Consider the following 26,889-nt stretch of genomic DNA (forward strand, 5'->3'; position numbering starts at 1 on the left):
GAACATCCGAAAAAGCAGAAGAACAGAGGAGTAGTAAAACCGGCCGATTGTTTCGACAACGTTATTGTTCGATGGCACAATCTGGTGACACCAAAACGGCGTTGAGCATGATTTCCAGGCGGTCAACATAGGCATAGTCGCGGCCTTCGGTTTCCGCGATCACCGCATTCTTGATGCTGGTCTTGGTTTCTTCACTAAGCGTGCCGTTGCACAGCCACAGGTCGAAACGCTGTAAGATTTCGTCCATGTTGTCCAGGTCTTGCGCCAGTTCAATTTCCGGTTCCAGATGGAATGTGATTCGGCAACTGCCTTTCCGCATCCCGTGTTGGGTGTAGCGGTTCCGGCAATAGGTGCGAAGCCGGTTGAGCATCCGGTTGGCGGTGACGGCATTGAGAATCTGGAATTCGGGTGCGAACAGTGAATCGTAGGGGTTGCGACGGGACGGTTGATAACCAATCAGGTCGCCGGGTGGTTGATAATCGGGCAGGTAATAATTGAACACGCTGGGCGATCGAAACGGCATTTGGCCGAGATCGTCGGTGATCGAACTGCTTAGCATCATGTAGCCGCCGGCATAGTCAGATGTCGGCCGTACCGCTCGAATCAATGACGTCACACGATTGATCGGCTCACGCAGCCGACTGTACTCGGTCCCACGCGTGACAACCTCTAATCGCAATGGTCCGGTGCGACGGACCAAACGCTGGCTTCGATAGAGTTCGGGGTCGGTCAAAATCGCGGTGACCACTGCCCGCAGATCGCCACGCTGGCCTTGGCCATTGTCGTTGAACACGCGCGTGACTCGACTCATATAAGCCCGTGAAGGATTGGATTTCACCAATCGCTGAATCAACAACCGGCAAATGAACGGCGCGACGTTGGGATGATTGGCGATTGCGTCCAATCCGGCACCGATTTCATCTCGTACGGCTTGTTCGGTCAGCGGACTGGGCAACGGCGGCAACACGGTCCCGAACACGGTCTTACTGTTGGGGGCACCGGCTTCTTCGGAATAGTCGAAATTGTTGTCGTGCTCTTGGATATGAATTGCCATCGGGTCGCCATAGTTGCGTCCCGCGTAGAAACTGGTTGATGTGTTGTGACTGTATTTAAATCCGGTGAACAACCGCCCCAGTTCTTTGATCTGGGTGTTGTCATAGGTGGGAATCAATTCACCATCGTCATTCGTTTTCAGACGGCCGTCGGGATGCATTTCATACAGCCCGACCGAAAACAACTGCATGATTTCGCGGGCATAGTTTTCGTCGGGAAATCGCCCCGCGGCAACGTTTGCCTTGCGATTGCGCAGCGAGCTCAACCAAACACCCATACAGGGGTTGTAGGTGACGTCCTCCAACAGATCCCGATAGTTGCCGCTGGCGCCTTGAGCGAGCATGTCGTAGTAGCGTGACATCCCGACCCAATCGACGATGGTTTCTTCACCGTTGCCCTTGCTGCGTTTGTCGTCGTTGTTAAACGCCTCTCCAGAATCACCGATCACAAAAATCTGCGACAGCGCCCATGCGACACGCTGGCGTAACTGATCTTCGCCGGTCAACGCGATGTGCCACCAAGCTTGATAGCGATACTGCGAGGGCGCCCCGGACTGCATGTCGGGTTCATTGCCATCAACGCGGATGATGTCCAGCGCGGTGTCTTCATGTGAGCTCATCGGCAGATCAAACTGCTGGTCGATCCACTCGGTCGTCGCTCGCTTGTAACCGACCTGGTTGATCCGCTCGGCCAACTCATCGATCGATTCTTCGGTGCAGCCGAATGTCGCCTTGGATAGAAACTGTGCCGCTTGGACCTTGGCCTTCACCAACCGCAGGTGACGCGGGTTGTCGGCGGGGAACTCACCGGCCGAAACCGTTGTGAACACGGGGCCAACAAAACCGAAAGCCGCAAGCCCAACAGCCAGCATGGCAAAACGGAGTGTCGGTCCCGACCGAAGCTGATCGCGGTGCATTCGCATGATCTCCACCTAGAACGGTATTAGAAAAGCATGGGTTAAAGAAAAGCGTGCCTACCCAAGACAACTTTGGCGGGGCGTCGATCCATCGGATCCCACCCTTCCAGTGGTTTCGAAAGTAACGCGAACCCTATCCAGATGCAAAGCATAATGTGGTGCAAACAGTCCTTAAGCGTCTAATAATCCGCATCTATCCCCCCTCCAGTGCGGTTTTTGCCCTGATCCCTTTCTTTTTCCCAATCGGATTGTTCCCCATCCATTGGCCTTGGACAGCCGCCCGGTCACTGCGGTGGAGTCGATTGGTTTGGCGATAGGGTTGCGTTGCCAGTGCACATGCCACGATTGTCGGTATCCTAGATGGGGACGCCTCCGCCCGGCGTTCATTTGCCCGCCTGCCATCGTTAGTTGCACGTGTCTTTAGAATCACCCCTGATCGATCGCTTCGGACGGCGGCACACCAGTCTTCGCCTGAGTGTGACCGACCGCTGCAATCTGCGCTGCTTTTACTGCATGCCGGAACATGGGGCGCAATTCGCGCCGCGAGAATCGCTGTTAACGTTCGAAGAAATCACTCGCATAGTCAGTCTGCTCGCGTCCCGCTGCGGGATCCGCGATCTGCGATTGACCGGTGGTGAACCGCTGGTTCGTCGTGATTTGCCCGAATTGGTGCGGATGATTTCCAAGATCGATGGAATCAAGGACCTGTCACTGACCACCAATGGATTGCTGTTGCCTGAATTTGCCCGCCCGCTGCGGGATGCCGGCATGAAACGATTGAACATCAGCATCGACACCCTAGACGAACAGACGTTTCAAAAGATCTCGCGACGCCAGGGAATTGACAAAGTGATCGCCGGGATCGATGCAGCCATCGCCTGTGGTTTCGAAGTCATTAAATTGAACACAACCGCGGTCAGAGGAATCGCCGAATCGGAAATCGTTTCGTTGGTTCGATTTGCAGTCGACCGCGGGGTCCAAATTCGCTTCATCGAATTCATGCCACTCGACACCGACCGCTCCTGGCGCACCACCGATGTGCTGAGCGGGGACGCCATTCGCGACATCATCGAACGTGAATTGGGGCCGTTGGTAGCGGTCGCACCACCGAACCCTTCGCAGCCGGCATCGGAATTCGAATTTGTCGGCGCGTCTACCGAGACAGGCGCCGCGGGTCAGCGGATCGGGCTGATCCAATCGGTCAGCAAACCGTTTTGTGAATCATGCGACCGAATTCGTGTCACTGCGGACGGATCGATTCGAAATTGTTTGTTTTCGCAGCAAGAATTTTCGCTGCGTGATTTGCTGCGTAGCGGCGCCGATGACGACCAGTTGGTCAATCGATTTCGCACGGCTGTCGACGCCAAAGCCGCGGGTCACGGAATCACCGAAGGCACGTTTTCACCGCCCGATCGACCGATGTATTCGATCGGCGGCTGATCCCTGTTAGCGGGGCGACGAAGCGAGTAGATTATTGCTCATGAATAATCTCTTTCAACTAAATGACGACGTGGCTGCCGTTATCGGCGGCACAGGCGAACTGGGCGGCATCATGGCCGAGGCGCTTGGGGCATACGGTGCAAAAATTGCCGTGATCGGCCGCAACGCCGAACGAGGCGAGGCGCGGGCCAAGAAAATCAATGACGCCGGTGGTACCGCAAAATTCTTTGCCGCCGACGGCTTAAGTGCCCCGTCGCTTGACGCGGCGCGGGAATCGATTCGCCAGTGGGCCGGTGCTCCGACGTCCGTTTTGGTCAACGCGGCCGGCGGCAATCGCCCCGAAGCCACCATTCCGCCCGGTGGTGATTTCTGTCAATTGCCGATCGACGCTTGGAAAGATGTGTTCGATCTGAACCTGGTCGGCGGCGCACTGCTGCCCAGCCAAGTGTTCGGCCAAGACATGATCGACGCCGGTGTCGGCAGCATCATCAATATCGCTTCGATGAGCGGCATGATCCCGCTCTCACGCGTGGTGGCCTACTCGGCGGCCAAGGCCGCGGTCATCAATTTGACGCTGTGGTTGGCCCGCGAATGGGCCACGACCGGTGTACGCGTCAACGCGATCAGCCCCGGTTTCTTCCCCGCCGAACAGAACCGCAAGCTGCTGTTCAACGACGACGGCAGCTACACCGAGCGTGGCGGCCAGATCATCGGCCATACACCGATGGGCCGATTCGGCACCGCCGAAGAACTTGCCGGGGCAACCGTTTGGTTGGCCAGTCGCAAGGCCGCTTCCTTTGTGACAGGACAGAATATCGCGATCGATGGCGGATTTGCTTCGGTCACCATTTAGTCATCCGAAACTCCTTTCTTTCAACACCCCCCAAACCCAAACCCAGACAACGACTCATGAGTGGACTGAAGATTCGCACCGGCGACAACGAACTTGATTTTTTGGCACTCGGCGCGATGGTTCATCGCTTGGATCCCGGTGTCATCCCCTTCCGCACCGCCAACTCGTTTGACATTCATGTCTCCGGCGGTGAATACAACTGTGCCGCCAACCTGTCCTCATGCTTCGGATTGAACACCGGTGTTGCCACAGCGATGGTCGACAACGGAATCGGTGAACTGATCCAGCGTCAGGTACGGGCGATGGGCGTTCGTCCCTTCTACAAACAGTTCAAGCACGACGGCGTTCGTGGCCCGAACATGGCAACCGTCTACAGTGACCGTGGCCAAGGCGTTCGCGCCCCGGTCGTGTTCTACAACCGTGCCAACGAAGCCGGTGCGATGCTGAAACCCGGCGATTTTGATTGGGCAAAGATATTTGCCGGTGGCTGCCGCTGGGTGCACAGCGGTGGAATCTTCGCGGCACTTTCGGAAACAACCGCCGAAGTCGTGATCGAGATGTTCAAAGCCGCCGGTGAAGCCGGCGCGGTCCGCTCGTTCGACCTGAACTATCGCGCCAAACTGTGGGACACCATTGGCGGATTGAAAAAGGGCCAGGAAATGATTGCCCGCATCGTGGAACACGTCGATGTCCTGATCGGCAACGAAGAAGACCTGCAAAAAGGACTGGGCGTCAAAGGACCCGATGTCGAAGAATCATCCGACAGTAAACTGGATCCCAAGAACTTCTTTGCGATGATCGGCAACGTCACCGAGAAATTCCCGCACGTCAAAGCCGTCGCCACGACTCTCCGCGAAGTCCACTCGACCAACCGCCACTCATGGAGCGCCGTGCTGCACTACGACGGCCAAAACTACACCGCACCAACGGCCGAACTGGACGTGTTGGATCGCATCGGTGGCGGTGACGGTTTCGCCAGCGGATTGATCTACAGCTTGCTCGACGGACGTGCCCCCGAAGAAGCACTCAAGCTCGGTTGGGCACACGGTGCATTGCTGACGACCTTCCCCGGTGACGTCAGCCGCGCCACGTTGGCAGAAGTCGAAGCCTTTGCCGAAGGCGGCAGCGCTCGCGTGCAACGCTAAAAGCGAGTGACTCGCCGCGCCGGACAACCGGTCTCGCGGATAGTCAAAAGGATCACTCGCGTTTGTATCCTGGAAAAACAATCCGGCTAGCCGGATTGCCATTGCAAAATGGCATCGAGCGGATAGATCAACATGATCACGTTCAATAACAAACTGTCGCGGATCGTTGCCAACAACACCAATTCCACGACAATCATGATCGCTAGCGTCTGGTACCAACGCAGACGCGAGGCGATCAAGTAGCCCAGCAACATTGACAACACGTCACACAGGCTGTTGGCAATTGAATCACCGTAGTAGTCCAGCGAGATCGTGGCCGCTCGGTAGCGTTCAATAATGAACGGCGAATTCTCGACGACCTCCCAGGCCGCTTCGACCACCAACGCCGCCAGCAATCGCAATCGCGGCGAGTATCTCTCTCGCAACAGCCACAACAGCGCAAAGAAAACGAAGCCGTGCAGGAGATGCGTGAACGAGTAGGCATCAATCAGGTGCTGGGAATTGTGCTCCGATTTCACCTGCCAGGACCAGGGGGAAAACCCGCCGCACTTGCACCACCACGTCCGCCCCATCAATCGCAGCACGATCGCCAGCGACACCAGCACCAACAACAAATCACGCCAATTGGGTGCGATTGCGCCGGACACGATTGCACTGGCATTGCGATTGGACGGAACGTCCGAATTGACTGACATTGGGTTCTGCCTCTAATGATTCGTCGAATCGATCGACGATCCTGCGTTGACTGATTTCTGACTCTCTGTCAGATCATACACCCGCAGCGTTTCGAACCCGTCCTTGCCCCCGCCGGCGACCAAGATTTTGGATTCTTTCGAGTAGTCGATCGAGCGAATCGGCGGCGATTGCTCTGGCGGCAGCGGCTGGAATCGCTGTTGCTCGGAACCGGTCTCGACATCCATCATCACAACACTCCCTTTGAAGGTCCCAATCATCAACTTTCGCTCGTCGAGGAAATGCATCGCGTGCATGCCACCAATCCCGCTGGCCCCGAAACGTCGAAGGGATTCCAAGTTCTGGTCAAAAATTTCGATGATGCCGCTGGCCCCTGACTCGACAGCGACACGACTTCCCTGCGGACTGACCGTGAAGCTAGAGTGAATGTTCGGCGTCAACACTCCGGCCCGAATCAATTGACCAGATGTCGCAGACCATTGCGACAGGACAACGCCCTGTTCACCCGATGCGATTTTGTCGCCGAGGGTGTAGATCGAGCGTTCATCATCGGCCCAGCGAACCATGCGAAACAGATTCTGCGGGTCGGCAGATTCCAACAACACGTCCCCAGTCGCGATATCAACGATCTTGATCCATCCGGGCAAGCCGCGGCCGACAATGGCCAGACGGTTGCTATGCGGGGCAAACGCGATTGATTCGGCGCCCTGTTCGAGTGCCAGTTGGCGATCCGCTCCCTCGGCGCCCGTGCGATAGATGGTCACCGTCCGATCGGCAGCGATCACGGCGGAGTACATTCCGTCGTGGGAAATCCCTGCCTTGGTTTCGTGTTTGGCGGTGGCGTCGATCGGCCGGCCGCTGGTCACGGCGCCCGTGGTCATGTCGACCCACTGAACCGTGCTGGCCATTGGCAGCACCGCCAATCGTTTCCCATCGTCGACCAGGCGGACGGCCAGTACCGCGCGAGCGTTCCAGGTTTCCGGAAAACGGTCCGCGACGATGACCGGTTTTGTGTCTCGCGCCTGCAATAAAAATGTGGCGGGAGAATTCCCACCGACGGCCAAAAATCGATCGTCGGCCGACAGACTCATGGCGTAGATTCGCTGCAGTCCTACATCGCGGTCGTTCAGCGGCTCGCCATGCCGCGCGTTCCAAATGCGAAATCGACTGCGAAGCGAAGATGAAATCAGCGTCTCGCCGGTGCTGGAAAACACCAAACTGGTGACCGGTGACGCGTGCCGATTCCAGGCATGCAGCAATTGGCCGGTTTGGGCATCGCGAATTCGGACAATCCCTTTGCTCAGCCCCGTGGCGAAAAGAACCCCTTGGTGATCGATCGCTGACGCTGTGATCTGGCCTTGGGGGATCGAGGCCTGGACACGTTTTTGCAGATCGGGAAGCTGACGGATCTGCCAATGCTGTGGTCCGCAAAGCAGCAGTCGCTTTCCCTCACTAGCAATCGAGATCGAAGCAAAGGGGAATTCGAGTTGCAGCGATTGGTCGGTCGCCGAATCGAACTGGTCCAACTGATCCAAGTCACACCACTTCAGCATTTGATTTCGATAGAGCACAAATAACTGACTGCCGTCCGTCGCAAACGAGACGACTCCGCCGGCGATTCGCAACGGTTCGGTCGCAACTGGGTTGGCAAGGTTTAGGCCGATGATCGTCAGTTGACCGGAGGCATCCAAGACCACCATCTGCTGGACGTCCGGCAAGTAGGCCAACTTGATGATCGCCGCCGAGGATTGGTCCAATCGTTTTGGTGCCGAGGATGATCCATCGACGTGCACTAAATTGACTTCGCCCAAAACGTTTCCAACGACAATCCAAGACGGGTCTGGCAAGATCGCCACCGCGGTGACTTCCGTCGTCGCTGCTTGCTGGTAGCTAGCCAGTCCGGCGCCGATCGACTGCACCTCGCGTAAAAACTCGACCGGCTCGTCGCCCGAGCAGACCCCGGCTTCAATCGAGATCAACAACAGACCGGCAAGAACTGGCAGGCATGCGGTCCATCCAGATCGCAGCCGACACGCTGTTGCGACGCGCAACCGATTCAGTGCGGCCGCCAAATCGAAACCGTTGGAAGGTGCCATGTTGAATCCGCTAACGATGAGAGGCTTTCGGGTTGAAAGACAGTGACGAGAGTTCTAATATAGACATTGCGTCTTTTTCATCAAGTTCGCTTGCGTCCGATTCTCGTTTGGATTCTGTCATGTTTCGAATTCCCCCCTGCTTACCGGCTCTGGCATGCTTGCTGACCCTGGCGTCGGCTCAGTTGCAGGCGCAAGATTCGAGTGACGCGATGGCAACGCTGCGACAAACCTTTTTGGACGCCGCGAAACAGATCCGTTTTTCCACGGCAGAGGCGGCGACGAATTTCCGGTTGATCGATGATCCGTTGCTGAACTGGTCCAACCCTGTCCGGACGACACCCGGCGGCGCTTTGTTTTTGTGGGTCCAGGATAAACGTCCCGTCGTCGCGATGTGCAAGTTCAGCAATGGGATCAACGTGATTGCATCGGAATTCCAATCGTTGTCAGATCGGCAATTTACCATGCAGATCGACGGGAAGACGCACTGGCGGCCTGCGAAACCGGGTGTCGAAATGCGCCCTGTTCCAATGACCAACACTGGCAACGCAACGATTGCATCGACCGCTTCGGCGCGGCTGCGTCAAATGCGAAGCATCGCCCGGGAGTTCTCAGCCGAACTGGTTCCCTCGAATCGCAATCCGACTCAACTGCGGATGATGTCGTCCCCGGCATATCGCTACGAAAACGCTGGGGGAAGCGGCGAAATCCTCGATGGAGCGTTGTTTCTGTTTTCACTCGGGACCGATCCTGAGGTGATGCTGGTGATCGAAACGCTGCCGGACCCCAGCGGCACCCAGCGCTGGCACTACGGCATCGCCAGGATGAGTGTCGTGCCGTCGCTGGTCCACTACAACGACACAGTGGTTTGGCAGACACAGACCGCTCAAGCGAAAAATCCATCGTCGACCTATTTTCTGATCAACGAGTCGCAGCCGGACGATGCGGTGATCGAAATCTTTGAATAGGATCGCAAAGCCAGCGGAGGGGACACCCACTACCCCGCCACGTCTGGCTGATGTAGCATACCCATTATGACTGGCATGGAAGCTGACGGCATGAGGGGCTTCTGTCGCAAATGAGCCGTCGGTGGGGCAATGCAGGTCATGAAAATTGACAGTCAGGGGTTGCCGCCCAACTGTGACGCGTCCGGAAGCGTTCTCCGGTTGAGTGTCGGGCAAGACAGCGTTCTGACCCACAGCTTCATTGCAGCGAAATCATGCACTGCTTCAAACCACTTGCCGTGTTGATCCTTGTGGTCCCCGTCGTGGGCGGATGCCGCGATGCCGAGCCCACTGTCGTCATGCCCAGCGACTATCAGTTAAGCGATCAAGAACAGTCCAACCGCCAACGTGCCAGGGAGGCACTGGCGGCGCGACAACAGTAGGTTTGCCGGTGGCGCTTGATTCACAGGGGAATCAGCCATGAAACGGTCATTGTCTAAATTCAGTGGGTTCACTTTGGTGGAGCTGCTGGTGGTCATCGCAATCATCGGCATCCTGATCGGACTGCTGTTGCCAGCGGTCCAAGCGGCGCGTGAAGCGGCGCGGCGGATGAGTTGCAGCAACAATTTCAAACAGATCGGTTTGGCCGTGCATAACTATCACGCCGCCTACAAACAACTGCCGGTCCACATGGGCGGCACACGTCGCATCCCGGCGACCGGCAGTTGGTTCAGCAATTATGGCGACGACTGCAACATGATGATGTTAAGCGTGTTTGTTGGGCTGACACCGTACGTCGAACAACAATCGATGTGGGAACAGATCAGTGCTCCCAACGCTGTGGATCTGACCAATCCCTCAGCGCCACGCGTACCGCCGTGGCCAGCGATGGGGCCAACGCCGACTGAAGAAATCAATGCGGTGGCGATCGTCAATCAGCGCAACACGGCCTATCCACCTTGGATGACCGAATTGCCGACACTGCGATGCCCAAGTGACCCCGGCAGCGGCTTGCCGTCGATGGGACGTAGCAACTATGCGGCCTGCCTGGGCGACGGTCTTCACTACACCGACAACGGTCGCTACTGGTACAACCTCCGCGGGTTTCCAAAACTGATGATCCATCACACCAGCAACTTAAACCTGCGCGCGTCCGGACGTGGGATGTTTGTGCCTCGCTCGGAACAACGGTTTCGTGACGTCGCCGATGGATTGTCAAATACAATCATGATGGGCGAGATCGCAACCGACTTGGGCGATCGTGATGTGCGAACATTGCCCCATAGTTTCGCCCCCGGCACATTCAGTGGTCTGCGAAACAACCCCAGCGCTTGCAGCGGCGACGTCGATCCCGAGCGACCTAGGTTTTGGGACCCGTCGCTGACCGATGTGTTGGCGGGCAATCAAGGCCGCGGGTTTCGCTGGGCCAGCGGGATGCAGCCTTACACGGTGGTCAATACGATCCTGCCACCGAATCGAGAGACATGCATGTCACTGGAGGACACCACACCCGGCGTGCTGTCGACCAGCAGCCGTCACTCCGGCGGTGCCCATGTCTTGATGGGTGACGGTGCAGTGGTGTTTCTGACCGATTCGATCGAAGCCGGTCATCCGACCCAGCCGACCGTGATCCATGGCGGCACCGGACAGCGGCGACCGGGTTCGCAAAGCCCCTATGGGTTGTGGGGTGCACTCGGCACACGGGCCAGCGGAGAAATCACCCAACACAATTGAAGCAATGATTGTGTTCTCTGCCCCGAAACCACAACTGGTGCAGACCCCAGCAGCGCGTCCGAAATACGACCAACTGTTGGCGGCTTTTACACCAGCAAAATCCGCACGGGAACCTAGCGACCACACAGCCTAGATCCGGCGCGTTTCGAACCGCTTTCCCAATCGCTGGCACTCTGTTTGCAGCGATCTCCAGATGGACCGTCGAGTTTGGCGGAAATGCCTATCACTCAGAGGTATGTCCGATTCGTTCCAGGGAGACAATCCCGATGAAAACCGATCCATCCGAGCCAATCACGGAGCCTGTGCAGGCACTGCGTTGCGGGGATTTGTACGACGATTGCCAAGACACTCCACAAACGATCCAAACTCATATCTCACACCTGTTTCTGACCGACAGCCACGTTTACAAACTAAAAAAACCAGTCGACTTCGGGTTTCTGGATTATTCCACCCTCGAAAAACGTCGGTCCGCCTGTCACTCGGAATTGGAAATCAATCGACGTTTAGCACCGGATGTTTATCTAGACGTCACTCATGTCGGCCGCGATGCAATCGGGAACTGGAAAATCGGCGGTGATGCCGAACCGGAAGACTGGTTGGTCAAGATGAAACGGTTGCCGGATCATCGCTGTTTGGCAGAGATCATCGAAGCAAAACGGTGGGGCGAATCAGATGCCCAACAAATCATCACAACATTGGCTTCGTTCTACCAATCACTCGATCCGGTCCAATGTTCAACGTATTACGACGACTGTTTGAAACATGTCCGTGAGAACCAATCAGAACTAAAAAACCCTGATCATGACCTGCCCGCCGAACTGGTCCAACGGATCCATGCCGCACAGCGCCAGTTTCATTTCCTCCACCGTGACCTGTTCGAAGATCGCGTTGCCGGTGGTCACGTCGTCGAAGGTCACGGTGACTTGCGAGCCGAACATATCTATATGACCGAACCCCCGGTCGTGATCGACGGGATCGAATTTAGCCGTCAGCTTCGGACCGTCGATATCGCCGACGAACTGAGCTTCTTTGCAATCACCTGTGAAATCCTAAATGCACCAAAACTAGGTCGCCAAGTGCTGCGGGGCGTTTGTCAAACACTTGGTGACGCGCCCGACATACGATTGCTGGACTTCTATCATTCCTATCGGGCCTGCGTGCGTGCCAAAGTCCAGGCGTTGCGTACCGATCAAGTGGTTGGCAATGCCGAGACGCGTGCCCATCACCGCGCAGAGACGTACCTCGAAATCGCGGATCGCTATGCCAGTCAACTCGCCCCACCGATCGCCGTGATCGTGCGTGGATTGAGCGGCACCGGCAAGACCACGCTGGCGCGAAAGATTGCCAAACGGATGGGGGCGGCGCACCTGTCGACCGATCGCATTCGTCGACAACTTGCCAAGGCTGACGATCGCGGCGACGAGGCGGAAATATCCTACAGCGAACAGGCTCGCCAAGCCATCTACCGAACGATGATCGACCGAGCCATCGATCACCTCGACCAGCGAGCTTCCGTGGTGCTTGATGGCACGTTTCTCACTCGACAACGAATGCTCGATTTCACCGATTCGATTGACGACACTCAAGTCGCCCTCGCGATCATCACCTGCACCTGCCCCGAACAAGTGGCGATCGAAAGAATGATTGCTCGGCAATCCAAGCGGGAATCGGACTCCGATGCTGATCAAACGGTCTATCGTCAACAGTTGGATCAGATTGAAGCGGTGCCCGAATCATTTGCAAATCACGATCTCGCGACCAACCAAGATCAAACCCAGCAAATGGCCGAGATCCAAAATTTCTTAGCAACACTGATGCGACACCGTAAGGAGACAACCTGATGCCGAAATCGACATTGACCCACCAACTATTGTCCAGTCACTTAGTATCGGGCAAGCTGGTGGCGGGTACAGAAATCGGATTGCGAATCGATCAAACATTGACCCAAGATGCCACTGGCACATTGGTCATGCTGGAACTCGAAGCGATGGGACTCGGCCGCGCCCAGACCGATGTATCAGTCCAATACGTCGACCACAATTTGTTGCAGGAAGACAACAAAAACCCTGACGATCACTTGTTCTTGGAAGGTGCCGCGCAGCGGTTCGGGCTTTGGTTTAGCCGCCCCGGTAACGGCGTCAGTCACCCGTTGCATCAAGAGCGATTCGGCAAACCAGGCGCAACCCTGTTGGGTTCGGATTCCCACACCTGTGCCGCCGGGGCGATCGGCATGCTGGCGATCGGCGCCGGGGGACTGGAAGTGGCCATGGCGATCGCCGGCCAACCGTTCTATGTCCGCATGCCCCAGGTCTGGAATGTCCAACTGGAAGGACAACTTCCCGATTGGGTCAGCGCCAAAGACATCATTCTGGAAATGCTGCGACGACATGACGTGAAAGGCGCTGTCGGCTGGGTGCTGGAATACAGCGGTGGCGGACTGCAAAACCTGTCGGCGATGGATCGACACGTGATTGCAAACATGGGCGCCGAACTTGGTGCAACCGCCAGCGTGTTTCCATCGGACGATGAAGTCCAACGCTTTCTTGCCCGTCAAGGTCGGGCATCGGATTGGATCGAAATCAAAGCCGATGCCGGCGCGACTTATGATCGTCACGAACTCATCGAACTGGACAAACTGGAACCGCTCATCGCCAAGCCCTCCAGCCCAGGAAACGTTGTCCCCGTACGCGATGTCGCCGGGCAACCGATCTATCAAGCCTATGTGGGTTCATCAGCAAATCCCGGCTATCGTGATTTTGCCATGGTGGCAGAAATGATCCGTGACCATCGCGTGGCGGACGGGGTCTCGTTGGACATCAATCCGACCTCACGCCAAATCCTACAGAACCTGGCGCGCGACGGACACATACTGACACTGTTGCGATCCGGCGCACGGTTGCACCAGGCCGGCTGCAATGGATGCATTGGAATGGGGCAAGCACCGGCGACCAATCGAATCAGTTTGCGAACCGTTCCACGCAACTTCCCCGGTCGCTCTGGCACTCGCGAAGACAACGTGTATCTGGTCAGCCCGGAAACGGCCACCGCGTCTGCGATCGCCGGCAAAATCACAGACCCGCGTGACACCGACGCGGCCTATCCATCGATTCGTCAACCGGAAAATCCAATCATCGATACCGAACAGTTCAGCGCCCCGCCGACGTATCCGCCAGCGGTCGCTGCGGAATTGATCAAAGGTCCTAATATTCAATCGTTGCCCGAATCACAACCCTTGCCGTCACGCCTAGAAACGATGGTGATGCTGACGGTCGGCAACGATATTTCCACCGATGAAATCATGCCAGCCGGCGCACGCGTCTTGCCGTTTCGTAGTAATGTTTCGCGGATCGCCGAATTTGTTTACATCGATGTTGACCCCTCCTATGTCACCCGGGCGCAACAACACGACGGCGTCCACGCGATCGTGGGCGGAACGAATTACGGGCAAGGTTCCAGCCGTGAACACGCTGCGATCGCGCCCCACTTCCTGGGGCTGCGACTGGTGATCGCCGAAAGCTATGCAAGGATCCATCTGCAGAACCTGGTCAATTTTGGCGTGCTACCGCTGACAGTGGAAAATGCATGCAAGCAATTCCAAGAAGGTGATGTGCTGGTGATCGATCACCCCGGCGATCAGCTTGATGCAGGTCACGAAATCAAGATCGAGAACAAGACTCGCCAGCAGCAGATCATCGGGCAGCATCAGTTGTCTGATCGCCAATCAGAGATTTTGAAGGCAGGCGGGTTAATCCCTTGGATGCGCCAGCGATCTTCAAACCAATCTCCAGAACCGACAGCCGGCAACTTGCTGCAGTGACCCCACAACGATGACAAATCAGCGTAGAATATTGAAACCAAACGGGCTGATCTTTGATCAAAATGGATCCAGATCTGCCCGTTTGCAACAGCGAAATGTGATTGAGCAAATTTACGGAGAGGAAATGATCATGTCCACCGTAGAAGCGAACCAGCCGACGTCCAACGAAGGCACCCCGGATCGGAACACTCGAACTGAACCGAGCGATCATTCCGGCAGCGTTCACTTTGAATCGATCGAGCCAGATGGGCCGCCCCTATCACTCGAAAAGCTCGCTTGGTTTCACCAGGCCATCGAGTCTCAGAACTGTGCTTTGTTCGAAGCGTCGCTCTATCCGATCAAACGTCACTTGCGACGCGCCGTCCAGCATTGGCTTTGTCACAACCATCCCCAGCATCCGGTGTTGTCAGATTCGGTTCAATTGAGCGGCCTGGTCGATGAATTGATCATCGTTGCCTTTGAACACTCCTCCGATTGGCATTCCGAAAATCCCGTCTGCGAAAACTCAGTCATCGATCGGATCATGTCACACACCCACGAAGCATTCCAACGCTTCGAATATATTGACTGGGAAAACCACTAGCAGGCCGTCCGCTGCCGTGGGCGTGAAGGATTAGCAACCACGGGATCGCGCGCAATGACGTTGCGGTTTCATCACAAGCCGACGCGTCAGTTTTGAAGCCAGCGCTTTTGCCAGCCCGGAGGGCGATACACGTAGTGCCGGCGGTGTGAGCCGCCGGAATTCCGGGGGATTATGTTCCTAGCCCGGAGGGCGGCACATGGTCTCACGCAACGCTAAATCATTGTGTCGCCCGCCGGGCTTTGGGGTTCATTTCCTTCATTGTCCGGCGACTGACGCCGCCGGCAGTCGTTTTGTCGCCCGCTTGGCTTAAGAAAGCGTGAGCGAGGGATTTAGGTTGTTAACGGGATCCCTCGCCGTCGAGTCGGGTTGCCGAAAATCAAAGCCTCACGCAAGCGCACAGCTTCCTAAATCTTGAACGGAGTCGATCAACTCCGCGGGCCTGGATGTGCAAACGTTTCACCACTTGGCATGACAGTTGCGTCGGCTAAGTCGGGTTAACTTTGCTCATTCAAAAGCAGGAATCAAGATGTCGTCACAACGACCCGCGGTGATCGTCACCGGCAGCTCCGGGTTGCTCGGTCGATCCGTATGCGTTCGGCTCGCCCAATCAGGCTACCAGGTTTACGGATTTGACCGAGTCGGATTGCCAGAACCGCCTAAAGACCAACTGCATGTTCGTGACATCGAATGTGATGTCACCGATTCAAATTCGGTTCAACGCGCAGTGCAAAAAGTCCGCCAGCTCAGCGGTGACAAACTGGCCAGCGTGGTGCACCTCGCTGCGTACTACGATTTCTCCGGTGCCGACAGTGACCTCTACCGCCAAGTCACGATCAACGGCACCGACCGATTGTTGAACGCCCTGGAAGATTTCCACTTGGACCAGTTTGTGTTTTCCAGCACGATGCTCGTTCATGCGCCCTGCGAAATCGGCCAGTCGATCAGTGAAGCTGATCCGTTGCAGGCCAAATGGCCGTATCCGCAAAGCAAAATAGAAACCGAGCGATTGATCAGCGAAGGCCACCCCGGTGTGCATTCGGTCTTTCTGCGAATCGCGGGCGTCTACACTGATTTCGGGCGACAACCGACGATCGTCCAACAAATCAAACGGATTTACGAAAAAGACTTTCAAAGCCACTTCTTCCCCGGCGACACCGACGCCGGACAGTCAGCCGTCCATTTGGACGACGCCGTCGAAGCGATCATCCGCACGGTTGATCGACGTGATTCGATTGAACCCAAGACCGCGATCTTGATCGGCGAGGCCAACCCGCTTTCCTACCAGACTCTGCAAAACATGATCGGCCAGCGACTCTACGATCAACAGTGGTCGACGATGTACGTTCCCAAACCGCTGGCCAAGGTCGGCGCCGCAGTGACGGACGTTGTCGAAGGCGGCGATGCATTCATCAAACCGTTCATGGTGGAAATGGCCGACGATCACTACGCTCTCGATCTCTCCCGTGCCAAACAGTTGCTCGGATGGGAACCCAAACACCAACTCTCCACCACGCTGCCAAAAATCATTGACGCACTCAAACACGATCCAAAAGCTTGGTACCGAAAGAACGGATTAGAAGAGCAGTGATGCGATGCCCCGCAAGCGTTCTTCCGCCGCTGTCACTCCGTCCCCCACGATCGCATGCCATCATCCAACCTGTCCGACGATGACCGATTGAATCGATCGGTCCCACCCTACCAACACAATCCTTCGGCGTGGAGCCAACGGATACCGATCTGTCTGCTGGCCTTCGTCGCCGCAGCCATTTCCGCGCACCTGTCCCTGTTTCAATGGGGCTTTATCGAGAGTGCCTGGGACCCTGTGTTTGGTGACAGCAGCAACAAGGTCTTGAAATCCAAGACTGCCGAGTCAATGTTCAACCTGCTGGGGATTCACGACGCATCGCTTGGCGTGTTGGCCTATCTGGGTGATGCAGTCCTTGGCTTAGCCGGATCGACACGGCGATGGCAGTACCGACCTTGGCTGGTCGTCCTGTTTGGTATCGATGTCATCCCGCTGGGGATTATCAGTGTGATCCTGGTCCTCTGCCAAGCCTTCGTCGTCGGCCAGTGGTGCTTCCTCTGTTTGGTGACCGCCGCGATCTCGCTGATTTTGGTGTATTGGGCATGGGACGAAGTCCGTGTCTCGCTGGCCTATCTGCGAATCGTTTGGAAAGAACATCACGATCGACGATTATTGTGGGATGCGTTTTGGGGCATTCGCAGTGAACCACTCGACCGTGCTGCCGAACAACTGCTTTCCCGGGAGGTCGCGTGATGTGGGGACGAGTCGTCGAAATCATGACTGCGGTTTGGCTGGCCGCCAGCCCGTTTATTTTCTTTGCCCATTCCAACACGTCATTGATGTGGGCCGATCTATCGATCGCGTTGTTGATCTGCGTCTTGTCAGGACTTTCCTATTGGCACCCGACTCGGCACGCCCACTTATTGATCTTGTTGGTTTCGCTGGGTCTAATCGTATGGGGTCGGTTTGCCGTCACCCCGCCGACTCCCATGCATCAAAACCATATCGTGGTAGGTCTGTTCCTATTGATGATCGCATTGATCCCCAACGACGCCTCGCAGCCACCCAAAGCATGGCAGACTCCGCCAACGACCTAGCGGACCACTCTGGCGATCTTGGCGACTGCGACCGTGCCACCAGGCCTGGCGACCGCGAGCAATCCGACCACGTCCCGGTTGACCAACCACTCGTCGAAATCGGCATCATTGTGGCCGGATCGTTAGACCCGGTGGACGAACCGGCGGTCAAACAAGCAACTCGCCAGTTCATCGAATTCGTTCAGCAAACGTTTCCCGATTTCCGTTGGCATTTGGTCGAATCACGTCGCCCCGAGGCAATCACGGGGCAGATCACAGGACAGCGGATCGCGCCAAGTAGCTTGCTGCAACAGGCGCTCGAGGAACGTGACGAACAACACTGGGATTTCGCCTTTGTGTTGACACCGTCGGAGCTTGAAAGTCACTATTCGACACACTGCTTCGCAGCACTCAGTCGCCCGCTAAATGCTGCCGCGTTTTCGCTGTCCCTGATCGATCCCCGCGCCATTGGACGCACCGGTCACGCCGACCAGCGGATCGCCACGATCGCCAATCGGCTCAGCCGACTCATGCTGCACGCCCTCGGCCACTTGCTAGGGCTTTCACGGGCCGATTTGGCGGACAACTTGCTGTATCATCCCGCCAGCGCCAAACAACTCGATTCGATGCAGCAATTGGACGAATCGCAGATCGCGAAACTGCAAACAGCGCTTTACGAAATTGCAGACCAGCGACTGGAAGAAGCCCCCGGGCGGCGACTCGCGGCGCTACCCTTCATCGCACAATCGGCCTGGATCAACCGCCGAGAAATTGCTCAAGCCATCGTTGCCGCGCGGCCTTGGCAATTCCCACAGCGTCTAAGCGGTTTGACACTGGCGTCGGTTTCCACGCTAGCAGTGTTGCTGATGACCGCCGAATCCTGGGATCTGGCGCTCTCCCAACCGGGCATGAACTTGGTCGCATTGGCGGTGCTCTCGTGGATCATCACCACCGCGTACGTGATCGTCCGGCAACAATTGATCGTTCGCGATCAACCCCTGCGCAGCGAGCAGATCGTCGTCACAACCTTCGCAGCCATCGGCATCGTGTTCACCGGGATGCTGGTTGCCTGGATGTTTCTGATGTTTTTAGCAAGCAGTATCGCCTGGCTAATGTTCCGCGCCGATTTGATCGCCGCCTGGGCCAGCAGCAGCTCGTTTTCAACGGGTCAAATTGGACTCAGCGAGCGTCTGCAAATGGCGACGTTCGCGTCTTCACTGGGCCTGATGATCGGTTCCCTGGGAACCAGTTTCGAAGCGCAACACTATTTCCGCCACGTCATCTTTGTCGATGAAGAAATCTAACCAACCCCTGCGCGCATCGCAGACATCCAGTGGATCCATTGTGCCACTGACTCGAAACGATGCGATTTTTGTTGGTGGCACCAACGGTCTCAGCCATTTCAGCATCGATTGCGTTCTTGGTAGCCGCGTTGCTTTCGGTTTCCATGCGTCGATCAAGACGGAAAAGCTGCGCCGGAAACGTCTATCCCTTGCCAGTCGCTTGGTGCCGTGGCGGCGACGTCGAATCGGTTAGTGAGCGCAGGCGAGTGAAATAGGCGAGCAGGCCGCCAATCATTCCGACAGTTCCCGCGAGGACGAAGGGCAACATTTTGCGTCGCACATAGTCGGTCGGCTGGTTCTCGATGTGCGGCAGGTCGTCAATGGATTGGCCCCGGCTGAACGCTCCCTTTGCCCTGGCTTCGGTGATCGTCATTTGCCCACTGGAGACTCGCTTGCCGGATTGATCGAATTCGTAGTAATAGATCGGATGACGACTGTCACTCCTAAAAAAATAACGCGAATCCGGTTCGCCTTGAAACTCCACCGGCGGCAGTGTGTCGTCGATGAATTCAGTCAACTTGCGAGTGAAGACATCGCTGGTAATCCAGCGAAAACGACTCAACGTATCGAGCATCAAAAACCCGCTGGCGGCAATTGCAAAAGCCAGCCAGAACGATCGAGCCGGTTGTCGCGCTCCGACGGCCAAGCATGCCGCGACCAGGATTGCCACGAACACCACGTTAAGGGTGATGTCACCGACCAGCGGCGATGGATAGAGCATCGCGCCAAACAGCACCGCGAGCGCGGCGATGACAGCCATCAGGGCACGGATCGAAAAACGGAGTGCCATCTGTGAATCCCTCAAACCTACTCGTGCGTTGGCAAAGTCGATGATGACGCGTGTCCCCCTGGCATGGAAAACGCTGGAACGGAAGACGCCGGCCACAACCAGGGTAGTGCATCGAGAAGCGGTGGGCACAAATCCTGTCACAACCATCTATCGGTCGCTCCAGTTTGCCGTCAAGCGATGCGATTCTAATTCCCGGTCTGCGCCTCGGCCTGCGCGAAAAAATGCCGAACCGCCCGTCCGCTGATCGTGGTTTTCTCGATCAGTTCCCGTGCGATCATCTCAACGGCCATCGCATGCCCTTCGTCGCGTAGCAGATGCTCGGTCTTGTCGAGTAACCGGCGCTGCAGTCTCTCCATCTGACCCTCACTGCTGGCACGATTGTGTAGCAATCGCCGAAGAGTACGGAGATCTGCTGTTGCTCCCTGTTGGCAATACTGCCCGGTGAAGCGGGCTTCCGCAACCATCCCTGCCAGCAGGATCAATGCTTCGTCTTCCACTGGATCTTTCGAGGCTTTGGATCGTCCTTTGCGGATTTCACAGGCCCCTAGCCGAGCCACACCGAATTGCGACTTTCCAGGCAAAATCGTCACTTTTTGTATCAGTCGCCCCAACGACAGCGCCACCACAGCGTGCCCCGCCTCGTGGTAGGCCGTCGCCATCAAACGCAGCGAGCTCCGATCCGACGGATCGTCAGCGGCCGTCGATTTAGTGTTCGGGTCATCGTTCATCGCGCCCAAGTATAGAGCGATCGGGCGTATTTAAAACAGCCAACTGCGGTCGCAGGCCGGCGTAAATCTTCGCAGGGAAGGATTGCGAAATCTGCGTCGATACGACATCGTGGTCACAATCGCGACAGACCACTGTTCCGTATGAATTCTCTCATTAGCCGGCTTCTTGCAAGAACCGGTTCGGGGAGGTCTGGGCGATCTCCAATCAGGTATTTTTAGCGATGGCCAAGACGACACTTTCGATCACCGTCACCCCAGAGAACGCGGGGCGTGTGGACCTGATTGCTAGAGAATTGTGTGAATCGTCGCGCAGTCAAATCCGTGGCATGGTCGATTATGGATGCGTCTCGATCAACGGAGTGGTCTGTGGAGACATCGGGAAAACGGTTGTCGCCGGTGACGTTGTATCGGCCTGCTTCGATCCGCATCAGCGCTACAAAGAGAAGAAAAAACCCTGGAACGATCGCACTTTCCGAGTCGTCTTCGAGGACAAATATTTGATCGTCGTCGACAAGGCCGCGGGAACTTTGACCGTGCCGACAGACAATAACGAATCCAATACCCTCGTCGAACGCTTGACGGTCTACTTGACCCATTCGCGAGGAAATCGGGACGCGTTCGTCGTCCATCGGCTCGACCGAGCGGTGAGCGGATTATTAGTTTTTGGCAAGCAAGAGCGAATCGCCAAACAATTGATCGAACAGTTCAAGCAACGAAAGCCACAACGAGTCTACGCAGCGATTGTGGCAGGCGTGATGCCCAACGATGAAGGAACGTTTCGGTCACACTTGGCGACCGGCAAGAATCTTGACCGTTACGTTGCACCGCCGTCCAGCAAGACTGAACTCGCAATCACACACTACCGTGTGCTGCAACGAATGTCGGACACGACGCTGGTCGAAGTGAAGCTGGAGACTGGAAAACGAAATCAAATTCGCATCCACTTTGCCGACGCCGGGCATCCAGTTCTCGCTGACCCACGCTACAAGACGAAGCAGGCAGCGCATCATCATTGGATTCGCGACCGAATCGCGCTGCACGCGACATCACTTGGTTTTGAACATCCGGTGTCCGGTGAAGCCATGGCGTTCGAATCACCACTGCCCTCCGCCATGCAAAAATTTTTGGCAGGCAACCGCTAAAACGGCGACGAAGAGTACGAATGACAAATCAGTCATTGTCGTAGCTGATCCCGCCAGGGTTCAGTCGGTCCGAACCCCGGCGAGCCCCGCGCTCGTATGTTCAAAAAGCTCGCTAATAATGGATTGCGGTTGTTCGTGAGAAGCGATTGCACTTGCGGGAATGACATCACAGCGATCCTTTGCGATAAAATCATTCTGACGCGGATCACTCTCCCGCCAACCCGACCCACGTGATGGTCGACAAAGTTCAACGCCCGATCTATCCGTGCACAAGGTTGAAAACGTAGCGTCGATGATCAATTGTCCTAACTGCAACATCGCTTTCAGTCCGGGATTCGAGACTTGTCCCCGATGCAACGCATTTGCCACGCCACGACGAGATCGAATGGAGTACCTTCGATCAAAGGCACGCGAACTGGCGGATAAGAACTGGTCACGCGACGAAGTGCTTGCCTACCTGACCGAGCAAGGTGTCGTCAACGTTGACGCTGACGATATGGTGGAGGAAGAGTTCCGATCTGTTCGATCCGAAAATCGTAGATCGGGATTTTTTCAGCTGCTATCGGGATTTTCACTACTTGGACTAAGCTTTGTGATATTCGGCGGCGGTATCCTCTGGACAGGATTGATAGTGGCCAGCCTCGGATTGATCGTCGGCGGTTGCATACGTCTACTGACCGGGCAGAGCTAACTGCCGGTATCTCTGGACGTGAATGACCACGCGTGAAAGTACGACGGTGTTGGCATTGGTTCTCTGGCATGTTCGCGCGACGCCACAGAACCTACCGTTCGCCCCGAAGATCAATTACGCCGATAGAATGAGTTTTCGAAACCACGCACTCGATAATTCGGACGAATGATGACACCTCGCAAAATATTGATGATTGGTTTACTCGGACTTGCCGTGTTGCCCATCGCCCTTGCAATTGAAACGGACACCGCGGCGCAAAATCCCGCACCAGTCCCAGAGAATCTCTTTGAGGGCAAGATCGTCACTGTCTACCTGGACGATCCTCTGAAGGGTTCTGGCCAGGTGATGAAAGACGCTCATTTGGAAACGATTGGTGGGCGTTGGGTCTTGCTCGGTACAGGCGTCTCAACTGGCCAGGCCGGGGAGTGGGACGACGGATTGACGGTTGGAATTTCCTGGGATTCTGTCACTGCTTTCTACGTTTTCACGCAAGCACAATTTGACGAAAAAATAAAGGGCGCCCGTTCATAAACCAAAGACGTGGGGTAGCCATGCCGTGCATTCGAAAGAACGGCTTGCGAGGCTGTTGGCCTACGCCGTTCTAACTGTCGCCGGAGCAGTGGCGTCACCCATGTCGCGGTGGATCGATCCCAAATGCGATTGGAATCTGTGTCTGGCAACCGTCTTCCTGGTTGCTCTTTTTGCTCGAATGTTCGGCTGGTCACTCAATTGGCCCCCAAGGGAGTTTTGGGCGGCACGCAGTGGCATTCTCTTTCAGTTCAATTTGCGGCTCAGCGACAATCGTCTGGCTGCAATTCTTCGATCGGACGGGGCAAAGTGAATTGATTTGATTCTTGCCATTCCCCATTTTTATGCGGTCGATGATTGCTTTTTTGTTGCCACGTCCTGTAGTGAAGTCTCCAATGAAGGGAGAATCAGATCCGGGTCCGCTCTCGACACGCCTAGGCAAGGGGACAACCATGTCGATTCCAATTCGCGTCAACCCATGTGCGTTGCTTTTTGCTCTATGCGGACTGACGACCGTTTTATGCTCTGGTGAGGACAGACTTCTTGCGGAGGAGGGACGTCGCGAGTTGATCGACGCTTTGGAGCCTCGCGAAGTGATCGTCGAAAGAGTCGTGACCGAGGCGGTTGCCGGCGAACCGATCGGTGCTGGCCGGATTGAACTGGTCTATGTCGCGGGGCAGGGGCCAGTGATCTATCCCGACCAGCATCTGCTGCTTGAGAGCACCGACCAGCGAGTTCGCTACGTGACGTTCGATGTCGACTACCAGTCAACGGACTCGGATTCCCGCTTTCAGGTGAAACGGATCGAAGGGTTGTTCTTGCTGCACGGCGATGGACCGGTCGACTTCACATTGCTGGGACCCGATGGAGCATTGGTTCAAGAAAGTATCAAGCCGGTCACGAACAACGCGGTCGCAAGAGACCAATTGCGGCGTCAGTGGTGGCAGTCGTTTTCAAAATACCCCGACGACATCAGTGAACCTCATCGACAGCTTCACGAAACGCTACTTGAAATTCTGGCGCGACGACATGGATTTTGGTTCCCCTACCTCTCGGCATCCAAGTCGGATTCGACTACCAGCAAACCGCAGGGTCTCGAGGCACAGTTCGAACGGGCGGTCGGCATGCTGTTCGGAATCGAATCGGTCAAACTGGCGATGCAGAACGACGTCACCCTGCGTGAATCGACTTATCGCGAACCTGCCAACCAACCGGTGCCGAAATCGCCGCGAATGAGAAGCTTACCCGTTCCCGATTATGAACCGGTGCCGATCGAACGAATTGCGACCCGTGTGCCGGAGGAGTGTTTTTATCTTCGCACAGGCAATTTGACCAACTACCTTTACTTTCGAAAATTCTTGACCGGATGGGGCGGAAACCTTGATGACATCGTTTCGCCCAAATCGCTCGACTACGACGTCCGCCGCAAGCTCGAGTTTCAATTAGGATTCGACACAGCGCAATTGAATACGAAAGCGTGGGACAATTCACTTTCCGATCTGGCATTGATTGGATGTGATCCAATGTTCCATGACGGCGCCGCGGTCGGAATCGTGTTGGAATCGACCGATCCTGCAACACTGACGGCGGAGATCAATCAGCAACGTCTTCAAATACGCCAGGATCACGACGATGTGGACGAACGTCGGATTCAAGTGAGCGGTCGCAGTGTTTCGTTGCTTTCGACGCCCGATCACCGCGTCCGATCGTTTTATGCCATCGACGGTCCTTACCACTTCATCACGAATTCGGAATACCTTCTCAATCGCTTTTTTGAAACGGCACAGGACGAACGCTCGCTTGGCCAACTCAATGAATTCGGCTACGCGCGAAGCAAAGCGAACGCGAACGGCAAAACCCTTGCCTTCCTCTATCTGTCAGATCCGTTCTTTCAACATCTTGTCAGTCCGCACTATCGAATTGAAATGACGCGTCGGGCCGCAGTCGCTCGGGAACTGCAGCAGTTGCAATTGGCGCGTCTGGTTGCCAGGACCGAACAGGTCCCAGTGGAGACAGTGAATGATTTGATTCAGGCTAAACTGCTTCCAGGCGGATTCGGCGAGCGTCCCGACGGTTCGCGAGCGACCTACCGCGATGGCCGTTACCAGGACACCTTGCGTGGAGTACGAGGAACATTCCTTCCCATTCCGGACGTCCCATTGCTGAAAGCGACTCGGACCGAAGTTTCTGCCTACAGACAATTCGTCAGCGACTACAACCGTGAATGGGGACGCGTCGATCCAGTGACGGTCGTGTTTTCGAAACAGGATGATGCGAAGCAAGACGGCTTGGATCACGTCGGACTTGAAATCCTGGTTGCCCCGTACGCACGTCGGCGGTATGCGGTACTTGACACACATCTGGCCGACGCAAGTCGGATGCAATTGACGCCGGTCGCAGACAACTTGCTCAGCGTGCAAGCAGCTGTCCGTCTGGGACGCTCTTCACCTACTCATTTGTTGTCACTGGGCCTGCAAGATGACGACGTGGCATTCTCCCTAAAAGATGGCGAGGTGCAGTTGCTTGGCGAGAAAGCGGATGTGACGTTCGCCAAGTCGCGATCGTACGCAGCGATCACACCGCCGAGCAACGATGTGTTGCGCATGCTTGCGTCGGTGTTGCTGGAGGGCGAAACATCGTCTCGCGTGAGTGCAATTCGCACACCACCTCCGACGCCACACAGACGATCGCCCTTGGTACCGCTGCCGCCTTCGGTGCCCGCCCCGGGGCAGGTTCTCTACTACATGGCGTGGGCGATCAGCAACATGCCACCAGGGGCAGCGAGCGCGGCCAAGTACCTACCAATGATTGAAACGCGAGACGGAATCACGGTCGTGTCAGAATCGGATGACGTGCGTGACAACGTTCATGCGCAGATCAAAAAAAGACCTGTACCGGATCCGCATGAAGTCCAACTTAGCATGGGTTCGTTGAATGGCTCTAAAGTCGAACCCTACATTCAAGCGCACACGTACGTTGATGCACGACGCACTTCGGCACAGAACGCATGTTGGCTCGACCAATGGACCGATTGGTTACGACTGCCGCCGGAATACTCACGTCGTACGATCGAAAACCTTCTTGGCGCAAAGGTGTGCTGCCCACTGGGCGGGGATTTCACTCTCGCGACGAAAGAAGACAGAATTCACTGGACAAGCACAGCCTGGACCAAACCGAGCCGTTTTGAGGTCACTGACATTCCGCCAGAATGGAAGTTCCCGTTTCTTAATTGGCTGCAAGGACTGGCGTTGGATTTCGACCTCGGACAAAACACGTTGACAGCACGAATCGATCTTACGACACGAATTAACACCGATCACCAGCAAGAGGACAGACTGGTTGCGTTGAATGAAATCCCGGGCGACCTCGTCGAGCCAGCGAAATTCAATCCTCCAGAATCCAACGAGTGGATTCTGGGCGTTCGTGTGCCGCGAGACGGAAGCACGATGGTCATCTCATTTGTCCATCCCCAAAGCCCCGCTTCACGCGGCGACATCCGGCGTGGCGACGTGATTGAACGCGTCGACGGACAAATCCCAGAGTCGAACGAGGACCTGATTCAATTGATCCAACGATCCGAAAGCAATGGCGCAGTACGGCTCGAACTGAATCGGAACGGTTCGAAGATCCGGCTACGTGTTCCGTTGGCGAATTAACAAGTTAGCCCGAAGCCGCACACAACTCTCCGACGGATACGCGCCTAAACCCGAGCCATCCGTGGTAGCATCGTTCGCCCCAAAAGGGCAATTTTCCAGAGGAACAGTGCAAGAAAAGCAAGTGGGCGATACTGGATTC

At 56.1% G+C, this 26,889-nt stretch carries 22 protein-coding genes; 17 read left to right on the plus strand and 5 right to left on the minus strand.

Annotated features, from left to right (window positions below; translation table 11 throughout):
• Positions 1–61: 61 nt before the first annotated feature.
• Positions 62–1,975 carry a DUF1800 domain-containing protein gene (locus tag NHH03_RS12870; RefSeq protein ID WP_253156703.1) on the minus strand — a complete coding sequence of 638 codons (1,914 nt, stop codon included), beginning with the start codon at positions 1,973–1,975 and terminating at the stop codon, positions 62–64.
• Between the two features lie 408 nt (positions 1,976–2,383).
• Here NHH03_RS12870 and moaA point away from each other — a divergent pair, with 408 nt between their 5' ends.
• The 3 genes from moaA to NHH03_RS12885 are packed head-to-tail and all read left to right on the plus strand — an operon-like array spanning position 2,384 to position 5,407.
• A complete protein-coding gene (gene moaA, locus NHH03_RS12875) occupies positions 2,384–3,409 on the plus strand; it encodes a GTP 3',8-cyclase MoaA (RefSeq protein ID WP_253156704.1) in 1,026 nt (341 codons plus the stop codon).
• Between the two features lie 40 nt (positions 3,410–3,449).
• Positions 3,450–4,262 carry an SDR family oxidoreductase gene (locus NHH03_RS12880; RefSeq protein ID WP_253156706.1) on the plus strand — a complete coding sequence of 271 codons (813 nt, stop codon included), beginning with the start codon at positions 3,450–3,452 and terminating at the stop codon, positions 4,260–4,262.
• Positions 4,263–4,318: 56 nt separating this feature from the next.
• Positions 4,319–5,407, plus strand: a complete 1,089-nt coding sequence (locus NHH03_RS12885) for a sugar kinase (RefSeq protein WP_253156707.1) — start codon at positions 4,319–4,321, stop codon at positions 5,405–5,407.
• 86 nt (positions 5,408–5,493) lie between these two features.
• Here the strand turns inward: NHH03_RS12885 and NHH03_RS12890 are convergent, their stop codons facing one another.
• Together NHH03_RS12890 and NHH03_RS12895 are read right to left on the minus strand one after the other, a co-directional pair.
• Positions 5,494–6,102: a DUF2585 family protein gene (locus NHH03_RS12890; protein WP_253156708.1), complete on the minus strand. Its 609-nt coding sequence runs from the start codon at positions 6,100–6,102 to the stop codon at positions 5,494–5,496.
• A 12-nt stretch (positions 6,103–6,114) separates the two neighbouring features.
• Positions 6,115–8,196, minus strand: coding sequence for a WD40 repeat domain-containing protein (locus NHH03_RS12895; protein WP_253156709.1), 2,082 nt, complete (start codon positions 8,194–8,196; stop codon positions 6,115–6,117).
• A 119-nt stretch (positions 8,197–8,315) separates the two neighbouring features.
• On the opposite strand from NHH03_RS12895, the gene NHH03_RS12900 reads away from it, so the two are divergent.
• From NHH03_RS12900 to NHH03_RS12945, 10 genes are all read left to right on the plus strand, one after another.
• Complete coding sequence (locus NHH03_RS12900) at positions 8,316–9,161, plus strand: hypothetical protein (RefSeq protein ID WP_253156710.1); 846 nt, start codon at positions 8,316–8,318, stop codon at positions 9,159–9,161.
• Positions 9,162–9,412: 251 nt separating this feature from the next.
• Complete coding sequence (locus NHH03_RS12905; RefSeq protein ID WP_253156711.1) at positions 9,413–9,580, plus strand: hypothetical protein; 168 nt, start codon at positions 9,413–9,415, stop codon at positions 9,578–9,580.
• 37 nt (positions 9,581–9,617) lie between these two features.
• Positions 9,618–10,871: a DUF1559 domain-containing protein gene (locus NHH03_RS12910; RefSeq protein ID WP_253156712.1), complete on the plus strand. Its 1,254-nt coding sequence runs from the start codon at positions 9,618–9,620 to the stop codon at positions 10,869–10,871.
• A 266-nt stretch (positions 10,872–11,137) separates the two neighbouring features.
• Complete coding sequence (locus NHH03_RS12915) at positions 11,138–12,712, plus strand: bifunctional aminoglycoside phosphotransferase/ATP-binding protein (RefSeq protein ID WP_253156714.1); 1,575 nt, start codon at positions 11,138–11,140, stop codon at positions 12,710–12,712.
• Positions 12,712–14,688: an aconitate hydratase gene (locus NHH03_RS12920; protein WP_253156716.1), complete on the plus strand. Its 1,977-nt coding sequence runs from the start codon at positions 12,712–12,714 to the stop codon at positions 14,686–14,688. Before NHH03_RS12915 ends, NHH03_RS12920 begins: the two co-directional genes overlap by 1 nt.
• A gap of 130 nt (positions 14,689–14,818) precedes the next feature.
• A complete protein-coding gene (locus NHH03_RS12925) occupies positions 14,819–15,271 on the plus strand; it encodes a hypothetical protein (protein ID WP_253156718.1) in 453 nt (150 codons plus the stop codon).
• A gap of 526 nt (positions 15,272–15,797) precedes the next feature.
• Positions 15,798–16,859: an NAD-dependent epimerase/dehydratase family protein gene (locus NHH03_RS12930; RefSeq protein ID WP_253156719.1), complete on the plus strand. Its 1,062-nt coding sequence runs from the start codon at positions 15,798–15,800 to the stop codon at positions 16,857–16,859.
• Between the two features lie 54 nt (positions 16,860–16,913).
• The gene (locus tag NHH03_RS12935) at positions 16,914–17,549 is read left to right on the plus strand and encodes a vitamin K epoxide reductase family protein (RefSeq protein WP_253156721.1); all 636 of its coding nucleotides are present in this window, start codon (positions 16,914–16,916) and stop codon (positions 17,547–17,549) included.
• On the plus strand, positions 17,549–17,893 hold the full coding sequence (locus NHH03_RS12940; protein ID WP_253156723.1) for an SPW repeat domain-containing protein: 345 nt from the start codon (positions 17,549–17,551) through the stop codon (positions 17,891–17,893). The genes NHH03_RS12935 and NHH03_RS12940 overlap by 1 nt, the downstream gene beginning before the upstream one ends.
• A complete protein-coding gene (locus tag NHH03_RS12945) occupies positions 17,869–19,176 on the plus strand; it encodes a hypothetical protein (protein ID WP_253156724.1) in 1,308 nt (435 codons plus the stop codon). The genes NHH03_RS12940 and NHH03_RS12945 overlap by 25 nt, the downstream gene beginning before the upstream one ends.
• Positions 19,177–19,357: 181 nt before the next feature.
• Here NHH03_RS12945 and NHH03_RS12950 read toward each other — a convergent pair whose 3' ends face one another.
• The gene (locus NHH03_RS12950; RefSeq protein WP_253156725.1) at positions 19,358–20,005 is read right to left on the minus strand and encodes a hypothetical protein; all 648 of its coding nucleotides are present in this window, start codon (positions 20,003–20,005) and stop codon (positions 19,358–19,360) included.
• Between the two features lie 185 nt (positions 20,006–20,190).
• The gene (locus tag NHH03_RS12955) at positions 20,191–20,733 is read right to left on the minus strand and encodes a cell division protein FtsH (protein ID WP_253156727.1); all 543 of its coding nucleotides are present in this window, start codon (positions 20,731–20,733) and stop codon (positions 20,191–20,193) included.
• Between the two features lie 221 nt (positions 20,734–20,954).
• Between NHH03_RS12955 and NHH03_RS12960 the strand changes: the two genes are divergently transcribed.
• From NHH03_RS12960 to NHH03_RS12975, 4 genes are all read left to right on the plus strand, one after another.
• A complete protein-coding gene (locus tag NHH03_RS12960; RefSeq protein WP_253156730.1) occupies positions 20,955–21,875 on the plus strand; it encodes an RluA family pseudouridine synthase in 921 nt (306 codons plus the stop codon).
• A gap of 385 nt (positions 21,876–22,260) precedes the next feature.
• A complete protein-coding gene (locus NHH03_RS12965) occupies positions 22,261–22,566 on the plus strand; it encodes a hypothetical protein (RefSeq protein ID WP_253156732.1) in 306 nt (101 codons plus the stop codon).
• A gap of 165 nt (positions 22,567–22,731) precedes the next feature.
• Positions 22,732–23,097 carry a hypothetical protein gene (locus tag NHH03_RS12970; RefSeq protein ID WP_253156734.1) on the plus strand — a complete coding sequence of 122 codons (366 nt, stop codon included), beginning with the start codon at positions 22,732–22,734 and terminating at the stop codon, positions 23,095–23,097.
• A gap of 563 nt (positions 23,098–23,660) precedes the next feature.
• Positions 23,661–26,750, plus strand: coding sequence for a PDZ domain-containing protein (locus NHH03_RS12975; protein ID WP_253156736.1), 3,090 nt, complete (start codon positions 23,661–23,663; stop codon positions 26,748–26,750).
• Positions 26,751–26,889 lie beyond the last annotated feature (139 nt).

It is taken from the genome of Stieleria tagensis, from assembly GCF_024129865.1.
GTDB lineage: Bacteria > Planctomycetota > Planctomycetia > Pirellulales > Pirellulaceae > Stieleria > Stieleria tagensis.